Source organism: Specibacter sp. BI4, from assembly GCF_056680095.1.
Window position 1 is genome coordinate 1,273,357 of sequence record NZ_CM155265.1, and the last position, 15,641, is coordinate 1,288,997.

The following is a 15,641-nucleotide window of genomic DNA, read 5'->3' on the forward strand; positions in this document are numbered from 1 at the left end:
CGCCGCGTCGCCAATTATGACAGACGATACGGAAGCTGACTGCTAGTGGCCCGATCCGCAGCAGGTCGGCTCTCCGCTGGCTTCGTCAAGACAGTCTCAGCAGGCCTGTGCCGGGGTATGGAAGTACTGTCCGATGGGAGCGATCACGATTTGTCGGACGGGCTGAGCTCGTTCCCCTTTTTCTCCACGTCGTAGAATCTGGCCTTGGCCGGCCACCACACCCGGTTGCCCAGGTCGTAGGTCAGCGCCGGCACCAGCAGCGTTCGGACAATGACGGTGTCCAGCAGCACGCCAAACGCCACGATGAATGCCAGCTGCGCCAGGAACAGCAGCGGGATAATTCCAAGGGCAGCAAACGTGGCTGCCAACACCACACCGGCGGAGGTGATGACCCCGCCCGTTTTGCCCAGACCGCGCAACACACCTGCATGGGTGCCCATGAGCAGTGACTCCTCACGGACACGGGTCATGAGGAAGATGTTGTAGTCAACGCCAAGGGCCACCAGGAAGACAAACCCAAATAGCGGCACGGTGGCATCGGCGCCCGGGAAACCAAACAGATGATTGAAGACCAGCGCCGAGACACCCATCGTGGCCAGATATGAAAGCAACACCGAGGCAATCAGCAGCAGCGGTGCAACAATCGAACGCAGCAGCAGGATAAGGACGATGAAGATAACCAGCAGCACGAGCGGCACAATCTTGAACAGGTCGCCTTGCGCCGTGACGTTGGTGTCCCAAGCAATTGCCGACACACCGCCCACCAAGGCAGTTGCATCGACCGCGGGCAACTGTTTGCGGAGTTCGACAACGACCTGTTCGGCGGCATCTGAGTCAGCCTGATCTTTCAGCGTGGCATTGATCAATACGCGCCCATCCTTGACCACGGGCTCCGCCGCGGCGTCGGGGCGGCCACCGCCGGTGTAGATGTTGGCTTCGGTGATCCCGGCGGTGCCTTCGACGGCGGCCAAGACCTGGTCCTTGCTGCTTTGGTCCGCGATGATCACCACCGGGCTGCCGCTGCCGCCATCAAAGTGTTCTGCCAGCGCGCGCTGGCCGTCGACTGCATTGCTCTGGCCCAAAATGACTTCAGTCTGTGACACGCCGTTGGCCTGGAGCTGCACAATTCCTGAGCTTGCGGCCAGCAGCAGAACCAGGGTCGCCACCCATGTCAGGCGCGGTTTACGGGCAATCAACAGGCCAATGCGCCGCCAAATGCCCACGACCCCGGCGAGGCCGTGTTCGATTTGTCTGCTTGTTTGAGCGTTCATGCCAGCAGTGCCGAGGGCCTCATGCTTGTGTTCATGGCCGGATTCAACCTTTGGCTTGAAGGGCCAGAAGGCTCCCCGGCCGAAGGCCAGCAGAAGTGCCGGCAGACAGGTCAGGGCCGCAAGCAGCGAGAAGAGAATGCCAATCGCCGCAATGGGTCCCAGGCTCCGGTTGGAGTTTAGATCGGAAAACAGCAGGCAGAGCATGGCCAAAATGACCGTGGACCCGGAGGCAACGATGGGTTCCCAAGCTCCGCGCATGGCGCGTCCCAAGGCAGCCCATTTTGAATCAACTTGGTGCAGGGCTTCGCGGAATCGCGCCACCATCAGCAGCGAGTAGTCGGTGGCGGCGCCGATGACCAGAATGGACAGGATCCCCTGGCTTTGGCCGCTGAGCTTGATCCAATCCCAGCTGGCCATGTAGTAAACGACCAAGATGGACGCGCACAGGGCCACCACTGACGTGAACAGCACCAATAGCGGCAGCACCACAGAACGGTAGACAACCAGCAAAATCACAAACACCGCCAAGAGGGCCACCAGCAGCAACACACCGTCAATGCCGCCAAAGGCGCTGACCAAATCCGCTGTCAGGCCGGCCGGGCCAGTGACATAGGCGCTCACCCCGGCGGGCGCGGAATCGTTAAGGACATCCCGCAAATCCCCCACCACGGTCTTGATTTCGCCGGTGTCCGAGATGGGGACCAGGAACTCCACGGCCTTTTTGTCTTCCGAGGGAATGGGCCCGGCGATGGTGCTGGTGGCCGGCGGTTCTGGTTTCTGCACGCCGCTGACAGCGCCGAGCTTCTCTGACAATGCTGCGATTTCCCCCAGCTGGGAGTCTGACAACGGGGCGTCGGCGGTCAGCAGCACAACTGCGGGAATCACGTTGCTGTCCACGAACTTCAGCTGCCAGTCGCGAACCACAGTGGATTCCGCACTGGCAGGAAGGAAACTGGCTTGGTCGTTCGTGGAGACGTCGGATATTTTGCCGAAAGTGGGCCCGCCAAGACCAGCGACGAGCAGCCAGACGATGATCAGGAGGGTGGGCAGGGCAATGCGGAGCCAGCGCTTGGGGGACCAGTCAGCGTTCTTCATGACGACAATAATACTTCGAGCATGGAGATAATTTGCAAACTGACGGACGACTTTTCTTCCCACCCGGACTTTAGGGGGGAAGATTGAGGGCATGAGACCTCCCCGTGACCACGCTGAACTTCTTGCTGCGATGCGCGAATTCACCATGGAATCAGACCGCTATGTGGACCGGGCGGCCGCCGTGAACGGACTGCACCGGACAGACCTGAATGCCCTGGGCTTCCTGATCAATCCGGGGGCGGATGGGGCAGCACCGACTGCGGGGAAGCTGGGGCAGGCGCTTAATCTCAGCTCACCGGCGGTAACGGCACTTGTCGACAGGCTGGAGCATTCGGGGCACGTCACCCGACAGCGTGGACAAACAGATAGGAGGCAGGTGGAACTTTCCATGACCGAGGCCGCCCGCGTGGTGGGCCGCCAGTTGTTTTCACCCCTGGCAGCAGGTCTCGGTGCGGCGCTGGAAAACTACTCGCCGGAGGAACTGGCCCTCGTGGAACGGTTCCTGCACGACATGACGACTGCAACAACAGCCGCAAAGGAACGCCTCCACGTGCCAAACCCCTCAGATGCCACGGAATAAGTCTCCCCAAGTGGGCGTCCCGGCGCCAGCATGCAGCCTCCTTCGGAGTGCAGGGCCCGCGCATCGCACGGCGGAGATGAAGACTGCGCATTGCAATGGGTAGGCTGGGCTACATACCAACGTCAGGGAGCCCATGTTTCGTCGCGTCACAGTTTTGCTGCTTGCCCTCAGCCTTGTCCTCGGTGGAACAGCCTGTTCACCCCAGGATGACGGGACATCCACCGCAGACGCCCTCGCCAAGGCCTTGTCCACCCACACAATCGGGGACCTCAGCTTTGACAAGCCTGGCGCCGACGTCCAAAAGGAACTGACTGAGCTTTCCAAGGGCATTGACCCGGTGTGGCCGACTGTCAGCGTCAGCGGCGTCGAAATCAAGGATGACACTGCCCGAGTCTCGTTGGATTACTCGTGGAAGCTCCCCAAGGTCGAAAAGCCGTGGACGTATTCCACCGGGGCCGACATGAAGCGCAACGGCAAGGACTGGACCATCACCTGGTCCCCGGAAATGGTTGAACCGAAACTGGCAGCAGGCGACCGTCTCAAGGTCAGCACCAGCTACGGCGCGCGGGCCGGCATCCTCTCCGCAGACGGTGAGGCCATCGTGAAGGACCGCCCGGTGCACATCGTGGGCATCAACAAGGACGGACTGGCCGAAGCCGAGGCCGAAGCTTCCGCGAAGGAGCTCGCCGGGATGCTCGACATCGACCCCGCAGGCTATGCCGCCAAGGTCAAGGCCTACGGTCCGGTGGCTTTTGTTGACGCCATCACCCTGCGCGAGGACGCGTTCAAGGCCTTGAACCAGGACAAGCTCAACGCCATCAAGGGCATCCACGCCACCGATTCGACGATGCCCTTGGCGCCGTCGCGCACCTTTGCCTCCGCCATCCTGGGCACTGTCCGCGAGGCCTCGGCCGAGGACATTGAAAAGTCCGAAGGCAAGATTGTGGCGGGCCAGCTTGTCGGTTCCGGCGGACTGCAGGCCGCCTTCGATACGCAGCTGGCCGGCACCCCTGGAGTCACCGTCAGCGCCATTCCCGCCGCTCCCACACCCAGTGATGCCGCCACTGACGCTGCTCCCACGGACGACGCCGGGACCGCACCTGCCGATTCCGACTCGCCTCCGCGGGTCCTCTTCACTGTTGAACCGATCGATGGCAAGGACGTCAAGACCACCTTGGTGCCGGGGCTGCAAAACGCGGCCGAGGATACGCTGGCAAGCGTAAAGACGCCCAGCTCAATCGTCGTCATGCGGCCATCAACGGGGGCCATTCTGGCCTCAGCCAACGGCCCTGACAGCCAGGGATACAACACAGCGTTCCTTGGCCAATATGCCCCCGGCTCGACGTTCAAGATTGCCACGTCACTGGGACTGCTGCGCCAGGGCATGACCCCGACGTCGACAGTGAGCTGCACCCCGGAATATACGGCTGACGGCAAGAAGTTCCTCAACGCTCCCGGCTACGCGCCTGCGGCGACAGGCGAAGTCTCCTTGACCACCGCCGTCGCCCATTCCTGCAACACGGCCTTTGTCTCGCAATTTGAAAATCTGCCCCAGGACAAGCTGGCGGATGCGGCCGGTGCCTTGGGTGTAGGCATGACCAATGACCTCGGTCTGGAGGCATTCATGGGCAATGTGCCGCGGGACTCGGCCGGGACCGAACATGCTGCGTCAATGATTGGGCAGGGCAAGGTGCAGGTGTCGCCGCTGGGCATGGCCGCGATGATGTCGGCAGTGGTCAAGGGCTCCGCCGTTGTCCCCGTGCTGGTTGACGGCCATGACGGCAAGGCCAAGGCGGCTGACGGTGCAGCACTGACCAGCACTGAAGCCGGTGACCTGCGCACGATGATGCGGGCGGTCGTCACCGACGGCTACCTGGACATGCTCGGTGACCTGCCCGGTGCCGAAGCCATTGGCAAGACCGGGACAGCCGAATACGGCACAGACGATCCGCCGCGCACACACTCGTGGGTGATTGCCGCGCAGGGCGACCTTGCAGTGGCTGTCTTTGTCGAGGACGGCGACCTGGGCGCCATCACCGGCGGACCCCTGGCCCGGGCCATTTTGGCTGCAGCCGGCTGACAGCACTGACGCACAGCAATTCTCCATCGCGGAACGAAGACGGTCCGCCCGACAATAAAGGCCACACCATGCACAGCTCCGAGCTCAGCAGTACCCGGTTTGCCACCACCAGATTCCGCGAGGGCTACTCCATGCCCGCCGTGGACGATTTCATCGATGAAATCTTTAAGTCCTTGCAGCAATGGGAATCCGGACGTTCCGGGCAGTTGAAGGCCGAGGCCTTGAATGCGGCGTGCTTTGCCTCGACCAAATTCGCCCAGGGATACGACCAGGAGGGGGTGGACAATTTCCTCGACGAGGCGTCAGCCACGCTGGCAGCCTTTGAAGCAGGAAAGCGTTCCTGAAAAGGCGCGCACGACGGCGGCTAGGCTGCGCTGCAGACCCAACCGTCCGGCGTCGTTCCTTGAGCGAGGAAGCCGAGAAGTTCCCCGGTGGCGGCCGCGTCAAGGATGCCGTCTGCCTGCACGTAAATGATGGGCTCCTCCTTTGAATTGTGGGCGTCCAGCAGCTCCAGCAGTGATGTGCAGGCCGTGCGGAGCGTGCCGGCGCCAGCCGATTCGGCCAGCAACGACTCGATGGTGTCCATGTGCTTCCAGAGCTGGCCGTGCTCCCGCAGCATGACAAAGATGGGACCCATCAGCCCGGCTGCCTTCAACGGCGGGAACAAGAACTCTTCCTCCAGATAGATGTGGCGGCGAAGGCCGGAAAGGGCCGCCAGCAGCGGGGCCGGCCGGAGGGGTCCCGCACCATCCAATGACGCCACGAACGCCTCAATGCCACCGTCAATCTCACGGTGTTCGAGCTCCAGCGCCCGGCCCAATGTCAACGCATCCACCATTCCTCCTGTGCTCCACGCCCGCCCGGCAGGACGGCCGTCACTTTCAGGCTACTCCGCTGTGATATCGCGGTTGCGGAAACGCCAAATCCCCAGTATCCCAAGCACGACGGCGAGCAAGGTCAGGACCGCGAGTGGCAGCAGCGAGAAGCTGTCTGCGGGCATGCGCGGGACAGCGCCGAACGGAGTGGCCCTGATGGCATCCGCGGACAGGGAAAACAACGGCCCGAACATGGCCACCAGCACGGAAATGCCGTACACGGCCCAGCTGAGGCTGACGCTCAGCCGGGGAGTGAAGCCGTGCAGAAACAACAGCACGCCCATCATCAACAGCACGGCCGGCCAATAGGCGAAGCTCGCCCCGGCCAGTGCGGAGCCGGATGCGGCACCGTTGGAGGAGACTCCTGTGAGCCAGCCGCCGAGCAGCAGCATCACGGCAGATCCGGCTGCGGCCACGGCGATGTGTGCGCCGAGCCAGCGGGTGCGGGCGAGCGATCCGGCCAGTTGGGACTCGAGCCTTCCGCCGGATTCCTCGGCGCGGGCACCTGAAAGGCTTTGGAGTGCAAACGCGCCGGCCAGCATGGCGTTGAACAGCACGAAGGTGCCCATGATGCCGTCGAGCATGTCCTGGGAACCGCCGAGGAATGCCTGGGCAAATGGGTTGGACGGGTCCAGCGCCGTGGTCATGGCCTTCGCGACACTGCCGAAGAACAGCCCGGCCACGATTGCGCCGAGCAGCCAGGAGATAAGTGTGGCACGCTGCAGGCGCAGCGCCAGCCCAATGGGCGAGGCCAGCAGCGCGGTGGCGCGCCCCGGTCCGCGTCGTTCGGGCAGCAGGCCCAGCCCCAAGTCCCGGCGGGTTTCAATGCCCAGCGCCAGCACACAGCAGGCGGCGGCTAAAGCCAGCAGGGCCAGGAACGGCCACCAGGTGTCTTGTGCAAACGGGCGCATGTTCTGGCCCCAGCCGATCGGCGAGAACCAGCTCAGCGCGGTGACGTTGGTGTCAGGGGCGTTGACATCGGCAATGGCCCGGACCAGATAAAAGATGGCCAGCACAGCCACGCCAAGCGAGTTCGCGCCCCGGCTCGTGGCACTTAGCTGCCCGCAGAGTGCCGCGACCCCGATGGACGCCAGCCCGACGCCGGCGATCGAGCCGCCCAGCACCCAGGACCCGGCGGTTGGCAGATCATCGGACAGCGCCAGCAGCGTGATCAGCAGGCCCGTGACGACGCTGAGGACGCCCACGACCGTGTAGTTCGCCAGGCTGAAGGCGTGCCGTCCCAGTGCGGAGCCGCGCAGCAGCTCCGTCCGGCCTGCTTCCTCATCGGCACGGCCGTTGCGGGTCACCAGGAAGATGGCGGCAAAGCCCAGGGCGACGGCGAGGGTCATCCAGATCTTGATGACGAGGATGCCGCCCAGGCTGCCGGCCGCATACGGCAGACCCGTCATCGCGGCGATGGCCGGGGTGTTGGCGACGTTGGCGTAGGCATCCCTGGCCGCCTGCGTGGGAAAGGCTTCCTGCTGGGAGGAATAGACGACGGGGATCATGATGGCCAGCGCCAGGGCCCAGATCAGCAGGCGCAACCAATTGCGGCGCAGGATGAACCGCACGGACAAGCCGAATCCGGTGAGTGTGCCTGCGCCGGACGGGGCCGCAGCCGCGTGCCGGCGGGTGGCTGCAATGCTCATCGCGCACCCGCTGCCTGCGCCGATGCCGCGTCCGCACCGGTGCTGCCATTCGCCGTCGTGCTTGGTGACGCGACGCCGCCGTAGTGGCGCAGGAACAGGTCCTCCAAGGACGGCGGGCTCGAGACGAGCTGGCGCGGGTTGAACGCGGAGATGGCCTGCAGCACACCGCCGAGCTCCACCTCGTCCACGCTGAACGTGGCGTGGTTGCCGTTGCCCACCAGCCCGTTCACGCCGGGAACCCCGGACAGCACCGATGCATCGCGGTCCAGCAACACCGAGACCACTGTGCGGTGCAGGTGCCGCAGTTCGTCGAGCCGGCCGGCCTCCACCGTCCTGCCCTCGCGGATGATGGTGACGGTGTCGCACAGCTTTTCGACCTCGGCAAAGATGTGGCTGGAAAGCAGCACGCTGCGGCCCTGCGCCTTCACCTCCCTGATGCATTCCGTGAAGACCTGTTCCATGAGCGGATCAAGGCCCGACGTCGGCTCGTCCAGGATCAGCAGCTCGGCGTTGGACGCCAGGCCGGCAACGAGGGCAACCTTTTGCCGGTTTCCCTTGGAATAGCTGCGCGCCTTCTTCGTGGGGTCCAGCTCGAAACGCTCGAGCAGCCGGTCGCGCTTGGCGTTGTCGACACCGCCGCGCAGCTTCGCCAGGATGTCGATGGCCTGCCCGCCTGTCAGGTTGGGCCACAGGCTGACATCGCCGGGCACGTAGGCGATGCGCCGGTGAAGTTCGACGGCGTCCGCCCAGGGATCGCCGCCCAGCAGGCTTGCGCTGCCGCCGTCGGACCTCAACAGGCCCAACAGGATGCGGATGGCTGTCGACTTGCCTGAGCCGTTCGGGCCCAGGAAACCTGCGACGGTGCCTTCATCCACTTGCAGGTTCAGCCCATCCAGGGCGGTGGTCTTTCCAAATCGCTTGTGCAGCCCTGTTACCTCGACAGCCGGAACGGTCTTGGACATGGTGTTTCCTTTACCTTGTTGCAGCTTCTCCCGCGAGGCCCGCGGGTGGGTTGGTGTTGGCGGCCAGATAGGCAAGATACTCATCAAGATAAGCGCGGTTCGTGAACACGCCCTCCGTGTAAACCTCCAGCGTGGGGAGCATGACGTCCGCCATGTACTGGTCCATGACGGTTGCAAAATCGTCCAACTGAACTTCCGGGCGCATGGCCAGATTTACCAGCATGCTGCCGATGGACTGCTGCACCATGAAGCGTGCGCGGGCTTTCTCATCGCGGCTGGGCACAACAAGCCCGCGGGCCACGGCGTCCGCGGTGAAGTCCACGGCCTCGGCCACCATGCTGTCCACAAACATGCGACCGGCAGGGCTGCCGTCCTGGACACTGCGCAGGATGTAGACCATGAGCATGCCGCCGTCGCGGGAAGCGGGCAGCTGTGCAAACAGGCTGGTGGGCGGCGTGTTCAGGCTGTCATTCTTGAACACGCGGTAGCGCTCCAGGACGGTGGCATCGCACTCGGCGCGCAACTCTTCCTTGGAACCAAAGTGGTGGCGGACCAGCCCGGCCGAGACGCCTGCCCGTGCAGCAATGGCGCGGAGGGATTCACCGAATCCACGTGCCGCAAAGCACTCAATGGCAGCGTCACGGAGCCGTGCCCGCCCCGTGAGATCTTCCTGAGCTGTACCCATGAATAGCAGACTACTCGCGTGTATAGCCGACGGCAATGGGTATGGGACAGGACTTTGCGCAGGCTTTGGCGGGGCCCGGATTTGACGGTCCGGCCGGGTGTGCCCACGGCTGCTTTGGGGGCCCGCCATGAATCTGCGTCCAGTGGGAGCGGCGGGGGATACGATGGCTGAATGGACACAGATGCACAGCTTGCGCCGCTGGAGGACGCCTGCACGGTTGTTCTGCTGCGCGACGGCGATGCCGGCCTTGAGACGCTGATGCTTGAGCGCCCCAGCACGAGCAGGGCCTTTGGCGGTGCATGGACTTTTCCGGGCGGAAAGGTCGACCCCGAAGACCGTGTGGGCCGGACAGGCCATCCGCTGGATGACTTTACCGCGGCAAAAGTGGCAGGCTTGCGTGAGCTGGCGGAGGAAACCGGCCAGCAGCTTCCCCTCGAGGAATTGGTGTGGCTGTCCCAGTGGACGCCCATGCAGTCAATCCCGCGACGCTTCAGGACGTGGTTCATGCTGGCACCGGCTGCTTCGGAGCTGGTGGTGCTCAACCACGAGGAGCACGAACGCTATTTCTGGCTCAGCCCGGCCCGGGCCCTTGCCCGCCATGCCTCCGGTCAGATGAAGCTCGTACCGCCTACCTGGGTCACGCTGCACCATCTCGTCGGCATCGACTCGGTGGAGCAGGCGCTCGCAGCAGCCAGGGACACCGAACCTTTTGCGTTCAACACGCACCTGCTGATGCCCGACGCCGGGACGCGCCTAGGTGACGCCGGGCCCGGAGCGGGAGCCGGAGCCGGGGCGCCAGCCGTGGCGGCCTCTGCGCTGCCCAGTGTTTCAGGAATTCGGCCGGCAGGAGTCCTGTGGGCAGGAGACGAGGCATACCCCGCAAGTCCAGGCACCCCGGCTGCGCGTCCCGGCGCGCGCCACCGGCTTTACACGAGGGAACTGCCTTGGACCTTTGAACGCACCCGCTGTTGAACGCAGGGGCCGTTGAACACAGTCCAGAAACCACCCCATCAATGAAGGAGTCACCATGGCAGCGAAGAAGCGCTGGAACGACTTGAGCAAGCAGGCAAAGTGCGTGATCATTCTGGCCGCCATCGTCCAAGTTTCATTGCAGGTCGCGGCATTGAGGGACATCTCCCGGAGAACCCCGGCGGAAGTCAATGGGGACAAGCGGGCCTGGGTGGCGGCGTCGTTCATTAACTTTGCCGGCCCGGCCGCCTACTTCCTGCGCGGCCGGAAGCAACCCTGACAGTGCCGGCGCCGCAGGAATGTGCGGCACTGTCTGTCCAGGGTCGGGGCACGCCGCTTTAGAGCAGGCCGAGTTCAGCCACGGCATCGCGCTCGGAAACGAGTTCTGCCACCGAGGTGTCGATTCTGGTTCTGGAGAAGTCGCTGATCTCCAGGCCCTGCACAATGTTCCAGCTGCCGCCTGAGGTGGTGACCGGGAAGGAACTGACAATGCCTTCAGGCACGCCATAGGAGCCGTCGGAGGGGACGGCCATGCTGGTCCAGTCGCCTTCCGGGGTGCCGTGGACCCACAGCCGCATGTGCTCGATGGCGGCGTTTGCAGCCGACGCTGCGGAGGAGCCGCCGCGCACGGAGATGATTTCGGCGCCGCGCTTGGCCACCCTCGGGATGAACTCGTCGGCAATCCAGGACTGCTCCACGAGCGATGTGGCCGGTGCACCGTCAACCGAGGCATGGCTGATGTCGGGGTACTGGGAAGTCGAGTGGTTGCCCCAGATGGCCAGCCTCTTGATGCCGGCCACGCCCGTACCGGTCTTGGCCGCCAGCTGCGCCACCGCCCGGTCATGGTCCAGCCGGGTCATGGCGGTGAAGCGCGACGACGGGATGTCCGGGGCATGTGAGGCTGCGATCAAAGCATTCGTGTTGGCCGGATTGCCCACCACCACAACCTTCAGATCAGCGGCAGCACCGGCGTTGAGCGCCCGCCCCTGCACCGAAAAGATGCCACCGTTGGCACTGAGGAGGTCCGCCCGCTCCATGCCCGGGCCGCGCGGACGGGCACCGACCAGCATGGCGATGTTTGCGCCGTCGAACGCCTTGACCGGATCATCAAAGACTTCCATGCCCGCGACCAGGGGAAACGCGCAGTCCATCAGTTCCAGAACAGTGCCCTCGGCTGCCATGGCTGCCTGTGGGACCTCAAGGAGGTTCAGCCTGACCGGCACATCAGGGCCAAGCATGGCACCTGAAGCAATCCGGAACAGCAACGCGTAACCGATCTGACCTGCGGCCCCGGTGACAGTGACGGTGACGGGGGAGGGAGCGTGTGCATTCATGCCGCCAGTCTAGACCCGGCCGCATCTGACCGGGCGTGCAGCCACAATCAAGCGTGGCTGAGCCCGACCACACAGCGGTGCGCCCCCACCACCCTGGGCAAGTCCACGCCCGACGCGGCCAGCGCCGTCGAACCTCAGGAATCCCACTCCTCGGGTGCGCTGCCGGCCCTTGAAAACACTGTCGCGGGCTGCCGCAGCTGGAGGCAGCAGCAGTGGCGCGGCAGCAAAAAACGCGCTGCCTGCGGTGTAAACCGCGGGCAGCGCGTCGGGAAGCTGCACCCCAAAAAAGGTCATGCAGCGGGGAATCTGTTAGAGCGTGGCTGTGGCCAGATCGAATTCCAGGCGGTGGAGGCGGTCGTGGGCGCTGGGGCCGGCCGGCTTGCCCAGGTTGACCACCATGAAGGATTTGTGGGTGGAATCTGCGTTGAACTCGGCGTCAACACCGGCGGGGTCGAAGCCTGTCATGGGGCCGACTGCCAAACCTGCGGCGCGGGAGGCCAGGATGAAGTAGCCGGCCTGCACATGTGCGTTGTTGCTGCCGGAAGCGGTGCGGGTTTCAGCGTTTGCCTCGAACATGGGCATCAGCATGTCGGCCATGTGCGGCGCCGTGGTGGGCAAGAGGGAGTGCCATTCGGTGTTGAAGCTCAATACGGCCACCATGGGGGCCGTCAGGGTCTTGGCCTTGTTGCCGTCCATCATGTGCTCAACCAAACGCTCGCGAGACTCGGCTGATCGGAACCACGTGATCCGCAGGGGCTGGCCGTTGAATGCTGTGGGTCCCATCTTGGTCAGGGCGTAGATGGCCTGCAGGGTCTCATCGGTGATTTCCTCATCGGACCAGCTGTTTGCCGTGCGGGCATCCAGGAACAGGGCCGCAGTGGCGTCGCTGTCGAGGGTCAGCTGGGAGTCGAGATCGATTTCTGTGGTGATGTCAATGCTCATGAGCCGGCTTTCTGTTGCTGAAAATGTTGTTCTCATAGATGCACAGCGTTGGGGAGCTCCCGGTTGTTTCCGTTTCGGCCGTGATTTCCGACACTTTGGTGGCCGGCGCCCGCCACGCCGGGGCTTTCAGCCAGAATATTTCCGGCCGCCCGCGGGCTGTGCCATGATGCTGTGATCGGGCCAACGCAAAGGAGCGGCAGTTACATGACGGCATGGACCATTCGTGATTTTCATTCACAGGACGTTGAAGGCATTCTCGAGCTGTGGCAGTCGCTGCGCGACAACGGGGTGGAACCGGTCTACGACCTTTCCGAGGTGCTCGCCTCCTGCGAAAAGGACCACGCAGTTGTGGCCGTGCTGGGCGACCGCATCATTGGGGCGGCCGTGGCGCGGGCCGCCCACGACCAGGGCTGGATTGTCTTCCTGGCCACGCTGCCGGACTTCCGCGGACGCGGCATTGGCACACTGTTGCTGGCTGCAGTGGAAAACCGCATGGCGGCACATGGCTTGAACAAACTCTCTGCACTCATGCCCGAGACGGAAACCCGCGTGGACGCGTTCAGCAACCGCGGTTTTGAGGTGAAGAAAAACCTGCGCTACTTTGAGCGCCGCATCCCCGTCCAGCGGGCGGAATTGGGCGTGTTGGAGGAACTGGGCGGCCGGGTTTTGCCCCGTGATCTCTGGGATCGCGTCGCCGGCATGACGGCGGAGAAGGAACTGCTCGAGCGGCGGCTCGTTTTGCCCCTCGCCGAGGCGGCACTTGCCGAGGAGTTCGGTGTGGTGCCACCCCGCGCCGTCGTACTTTTTGGACCTCCCGGGACGGGAAAAACCACCTTCGCCAAGGCCATCGCATCCCGTCTGGAATGGCCCTTTGTGGAGGTTTTCCCGTCCAGGCTGGCTGGTGAGCCGGGCGGCCTTGCCGGGGCACTGCGGCAGACGTTTTTGGAAATTGCCGAACTTGAGCACGCTGTGGTGTTCATTGACGAGGTTGAGGAGATTGCCTCGCAGCGTTCGGGGGAACCGCCGTCGCCCATGCAGGGGGTCACGAACGAGCTGTTGAAGATCATTCCGGCGTTCCGCGACCAGCCCGGCCGGCTCCTGGTATGCGCGACGAACTTCATTCGCTCGCTGGATTCGGCGTTCCTGCGCCACGGCCGTTTCGATTACGTCATCCCCATCGGACTGCCCGACCATCAGGCCCGCACCGCCATGTGGAACCGCTTCATTCCCGCCCACATCCTGGACCACATCGATGTGGCGAATTTGGTGGCGGCCAGCGGCGGGTTCTCACCGGCAGACATCGAGTTTGCCGCACGCAGCGCGTCCCAGCGCGCGTTGGAGAAGGCAATGTTCGACGACGTCGCCGCCACCGCTGACAGTCCTGAAATACGTGGGCCGGTGACGGCAGATTATTTGGAGACCATTGCCGAGACCAAGGCAACCGTCAGCGATGCCGTGGCTGCCGACTTCCTGGAAGACATCGCGGCCCTGGCCCGGACCTGAGCCACAGCCGGGGATCGGGGTCTAGAGCCAGGACTTCTTTTTGAAGATCAGGTACATGGACAGGCCCACAAGGAACATCAAGGCCAGGGCGAACGGGTAGCCAAACGCCCAGTGCAGTTCCGGCATGATGTCAAAGTTCATGCCGTAGACGGACCCCACAAAGGATGGGGCGAACAGGATGGCCGCCCAGGAGGAGATCTTTTTCATCTGTCGGTTTTCGGCTGCACTGGCCTCGTTTTGCCGGTTGGTTGTCAGTGTGCCGTCAACAGTTAGCGCGTTTTGCAACAGCTGGCGGAACGAATCCGCACGGGCCGTCACCGATTCGACGTGGTCTTCAACGTCGCGCAGGTACCGTTGGAGCTCAACATCAACCTGGTATTTGTCGAAGCCGGCCTTGAGCCTGGCAAGAATGTCGTGCAGGGGATGGATGGCCCGCTGGAATTGGATGACCTCACGGGAGAGCTGGTAGATGCGGCGGGAGACGTGGGGGTCCCCGGCGAAGAGCTGGTCCTCGATTTCGTCGATGTCGTTTTCCAGGCCGTTGACCACCGGCTGGTAGTCGTCAACCACCTGGTCCATGATCGCGTACAGCACCGCCTCCGGACCCATGGCCAGCAATTCCGGGTGCGCCTCCAAACGGGTGCGGGTGGAGGACAGGCCGGGCGTTTCGGCCTGGCGGATGGTGATGACAAAGTCCTTGCCGGTGAAGATGTGCAGCTCGCCGAACTCGACTGTCTCGTTTTCATCGATGTATCTGGCGGGCCGGAGCACTGTGAAGAGGACGTCGTCGTACCTCTCCAGCTTGGGGCGCTGGTGCGCCATGATGGTGTCTTCAACCGCGAGTTCATGGAGCGAAAACTCGGCGGCCAGGGACGTCATCTCAGCCACGTCCGGGCGGAACATGCCGATCCAGGCCATCCCGTTGCAGGCATCCATCACCTCGTAGGTCTGATCGAGGCTGGACGGGGTGGCGAATCGCTTGCCGTCGACGTACACGGCATTGTCAATGATGGTCACCTGCCCATTATGGGCGAAGCGGGGCGGAAAAGTGCGCTCCGCCTCCGACGCGCCTGCCGCAGGCGTCTAGTCCAGCGGGCCTGTGTGCCCCGGAATGTGCTTGAACACAAGCGTGGTTTCGGTGTGCCCCACCACGGGGTCGGTCGTCAGGTTGTCCAGGACCCAGTCGCGCAGGGCATCGGTGTCGCGGACGGCAATGTGCAGCAGGTAGTCCACGGAGCCTGAGGTGTGGAACGTGGAAAGCACCTCGGGAAGCAGCGGAACACGGGCCGTAAAGGTGTCGATCTGGTCCCTGTCATGTGCGCGCAGCCGCACAGCGATCAGGGCCTGCACCGCGCGGCCGATCGACGCCAGGTTCAGCTTCGCCTCAAACCCCTCGATGGCCCCGCGTTCCATGAGCGCCCGAGTGCGCATCAGGGCGGTGGAAGGGGCGATGCCCACAGTGTCGGCCAGGTCCCGGTTGGTGATCCGGGCATCGGCCACCAGCGTGTCAATGATTTGGCGGTCGACGGCGTCAAGGGGGCCGGGCGACGACTGGGCCTGGGCAGTGTCGCGCCGAACGTTCTTCGCAGTTGAAGCCATGGGATCCTCCAAGATTCACAATGTCTACCGAAACGACGCCTTAAAGGCCTCCGTTAGTTCGCCATACTAGCAAATTACCGAATAATTGACCCGTGCA

Annotated in this window: 15 protein-coding genes; 6 read left to right on the forward strand and 9 right to left on the reverse strand. The window is 63.7% G+C overall.

Features of this window, described 5'->3' with window-relative positions; translation table 11 throughout:
- Window positions 1–143: 143 nt before the first annotated feature.
- Window positions 144–2,366: an MMPL family transporter gene (locus AC1L6K_RS05980; RefSeq protein WP_480951797.1), complete on the reverse strand. Its 2,223-nt coding sequence runs from the start codon at window positions 2,364–2,366 to the stop codon at window positions 144–146.
- Between the two features lie 91 nt (window positions 2,367–2,457).
- On the opposite strand from AC1L6K_RS05980, the gene AC1L6K_RS05985 reads away from it, so the two are divergent.
- The 3 genes from AC1L6K_RS05985 to AC1L6K_RS05995 all read left to right on the forward strand — a co-directional run bounded on the left by AC1L6K_RS05985 (window position 2,458) and on the right by AC1L6K_RS05995 (window position 5,370).
- On the forward strand, window positions 2,458–2,946 hold the full coding sequence (locus AC1L6K_RS05985) for a MarR family winged helix-turn-helix transcriptional regulator (RefSeq protein WP_480951798.1): 489 nt from the start codon (window positions 2,458–2,460) through the stop codon (window positions 2,944–2,946).
- A gap of 133 nt (window positions 2,947–3,079) precedes the next feature.
- Window positions 3,080–5,026, forward strand: a complete 1,947-nt coding sequence (locus AC1L6K_RS05990) for a penicillin-binding transpeptidase domain-containing protein (protein ID WP_480951799.1) — start codon at window positions 3,080–3,082, stop codon at window positions 5,024–5,026.
- Window positions 5,027–5,094: 68 nt separating this feature from the next.
- Window positions 5,095–5,370: a DivIVA domain-containing protein gene (locus tag AC1L6K_RS05995; protein WP_480951800.1), complete on the forward strand. Its 276-nt coding sequence runs from the start codon at window positions 5,095–5,097 to the stop codon at window positions 5,368–5,370.
- Between the two features lie 20 nt (window positions 5,371–5,390).
- On the opposite strand, the gene AC1L6K_RS06000 is transcribed toward AC1L6K_RS05995, so the two are convergent.
- From AC1L6K_RS06000 to AC1L6K_RS06015, 4 genes are read right to left on the reverse strand one after another with little or no spacing between them, the layout of a single operon-like run.
- The gene (locus tag AC1L6K_RS06000; RefSeq protein WP_480951801.1) at window positions 5,391–5,864 is read right to left on the reverse strand and encodes a hemerythrin domain-containing protein; all 474 of its coding nucleotides are present in this window, start codon (window positions 5,862–5,864) and stop codon (window positions 5,391–5,393) included.
- Between the two features lie 48 nt (window positions 5,865–5,912).
- Window positions 5,913–7,550, reverse strand: coding sequence for an ABC transporter permease (locus AC1L6K_RS06005; protein WP_480951802.1), 1,638 nt, complete (start codon window positions 7,548–7,550; stop codon window positions 5,913–5,915).
- Window positions 7,547–8,512: an ABC transporter ATP-binding protein gene (locus AC1L6K_RS06010; RefSeq protein WP_480951803.1), complete on the reverse strand. Its 966-nt coding sequence runs from the start codon at window positions 8,510–8,512 to the stop codon at window positions 7,547–7,549. Before AC1L6K_RS06010 ends, AC1L6K_RS06005 begins: the two co-directional genes overlap by 4 nt.
- Before the next feature lie 10 nt (window positions 8,513–8,522).
- A complete protein-coding gene (locus tag AC1L6K_RS06015; RefSeq protein ID WP_480951804.1) occupies window positions 8,523–9,197 on the reverse strand; it encodes a TetR/AcrR family transcriptional regulator in 675 nt (224 codons plus the stop codon).
- A gap of 171 nt (window positions 9,198–9,368) precedes the next feature.
- On the opposite strand from AC1L6K_RS06015, the gene AC1L6K_RS06020 reads away from it, so the two are divergent.
- A complete protein-coding gene (locus AC1L6K_RS06020; protein WP_480951805.1) occupies window positions 9,369–10,169 on the forward strand; it encodes an NUDIX hydrolase in 801 nt (266 codons plus the stop codon).
- Between the two features lie 55 nt (window positions 10,170–10,224).
- Window positions 10,225–10,446: a PLDc N-terminal domain-containing protein gene (locus tag AC1L6K_RS06025; protein ID WP_480951806.1), complete on the forward strand. Its 222-nt coding sequence runs from the start codon at window positions 10,225–10,227 to the stop codon at window positions 10,444–10,446.
- 58 nt (window positions 10,447–10,504) lie between these two features.
- Here AC1L6K_RS06025 and AC1L6K_RS06030 read toward each other — a convergent pair whose 3' ends face one another.
- On the reverse strand, window positions 10,505–11,500 hold the full coding sequence (locus tag AC1L6K_RS06030; protein WP_480951807.1) for a malate dehydrogenase: 996 nt from the start codon (window positions 11,498–11,500) through the stop codon (window positions 10,505–10,507).
- Window positions 11,501–11,809: 309 nt separating this feature from the next.
- Entirely contained in the window at window positions 11,810–12,442 is a 633-nt protein-coding gene (locus AC1L6K_RS06035; RefSeq protein ID WP_480951808.1) for a malonic semialdehyde reductase, read from the reverse strand.
- 204 nt (window positions 12,443–12,646) lie between these two features.
- Here AC1L6K_RS06035 and AC1L6K_RS06040 point away from each other — a divergent pair, with 204 nt between their 5' ends.
- Window positions 12,647–13,945: an ATP-binding protein gene (locus AC1L6K_RS06040; RefSeq protein WP_480951809.1), complete on the forward strand. Its 1,299-nt coding sequence runs from the start codon at window positions 12,647–12,649 to the stop codon at window positions 13,943–13,945.
- Between the two features lie 21 nt (window positions 13,946–13,966).
- On the opposite strand, the gene corA is transcribed toward AC1L6K_RS06040, so the two are convergent.
- Together corA and AC1L6K_RS06050 are read right to left on the reverse strand one after the other, a co-directional pair.
- Window positions 13,967–14,962, reverse strand: coding sequence for a magnesium/cobalt transporter CorA (gene corA / locus AC1L6K_RS06045; protein WP_480951810.1), 996 nt, complete (start codon window positions 14,960–14,962; stop codon window positions 13,967–13,969).
- Between the two features lie 66 nt (window positions 14,963–15,028).
- Window positions 15,029–15,544, reverse strand: a complete 516-nt coding sequence (locus AC1L6K_RS06050; RefSeq protein WP_480951811.1) for an Lrp/AsnC family transcriptional regulator — start codon at window positions 15,542–15,544, stop codon at window positions 15,029–15,031.
- Between the last annotated feature and the right edge of the window lie 97 nt (window positions 15,545–15,641).

Coding starts and splice junctions, on each gene's coding strand:
- AC1L6K_RS05980 (WP_480951797.1), bottom strand. CDS start 2,366: ATGAAGAACGCTGACTGGTCCCCCAAGCGCTGGCTCCGCATTGCCCTG.
- AC1L6K_RS05985 (WP_480951798.1), top strand. CDS start 2,458: ATGAGACCTCCCCGTGACCACGCTGAACTTCTTGCTGCGATGCGCGAA.
- AC1L6K_RS05990 (WP_480951799.1), top strand. CDS start 3,080: ATGTTTCGTCGCGTCACAGTTTTGCTGCTTGCCCTCAGCCTTGTCCTC.
- AC1L6K_RS05995 (WP_480951800.1), top strand. CDS start 5,095: ATGCACAGCTCCGAGCTCAGCAGTACCCGGTTTGCCACCACCAGATTC.
- AC1L6K_RS06000 (WP_480951801.1), bottom strand. CDS start 5,864: ATGGTGGATGCGTTGACATTGGGCCGGGCGCTGGAGCTCGAACACCGT.
- AC1L6K_RS06005 (WP_480951802.1), bottom strand. CDS start 7,550: ATGAGCATTGCAGCCACCCGCCGGCACGCGGCTGCGGCCCCGTCCGGC.
- AC1L6K_RS06010 (WP_480951803.1), bottom strand. CDS start 8,512: ATGTCCAAGACCGTTCCGGCTGTCGAGGTAACAGGGCTGCACAAGCGA.
- AC1L6K_RS06015 (WP_480951804.1), bottom strand. CDS start 9,197: ATGGGTACAGCTCAGGAAGATCTCACGGGGCGGGCACGGCTCCGTGAC.
- AC1L6K_RS06020 (WP_480951805.1), top strand. CDS start 9,369: ATGGACACAGATGCACAGCTTGCGCCGCTGGAGGACGCCTGCACGGTT.
- AC1L6K_RS06025 (WP_480951806.1), top strand. CDS start 10,225: ATGGCAGCGAAGAAGCGCTGGAACGACTTGAGCAAGCAGGCAAAGTGC.
- AC1L6K_RS06030 (WP_480951807.1), bottom strand. CDS start 11,500: ATGAATGCACACGCTCCCTCCCCCGTCACCGTCACTGTCACCGGGGCC.
- AC1L6K_RS06035 (WP_480951808.1), bottom strand. CDS start 12,442: ATGAGCATTGACATCACCACAGAAATCGATCTCGACTCCCAGCTGACC.
- AC1L6K_RS06040 (WP_480951809.1), top strand. CDS start 12,647: ATGACGGCATGGACCATTCGTGATTTTCATTCACAGGACGTTGAAGGC.
- AC1L6K_RS06050 (WP_480951811.1), bottom strand. CDS start 15,544: ATGGCTTCAACTGCGAAGAACGTTCGGCGCGACACTGCCCAGGCCCAG.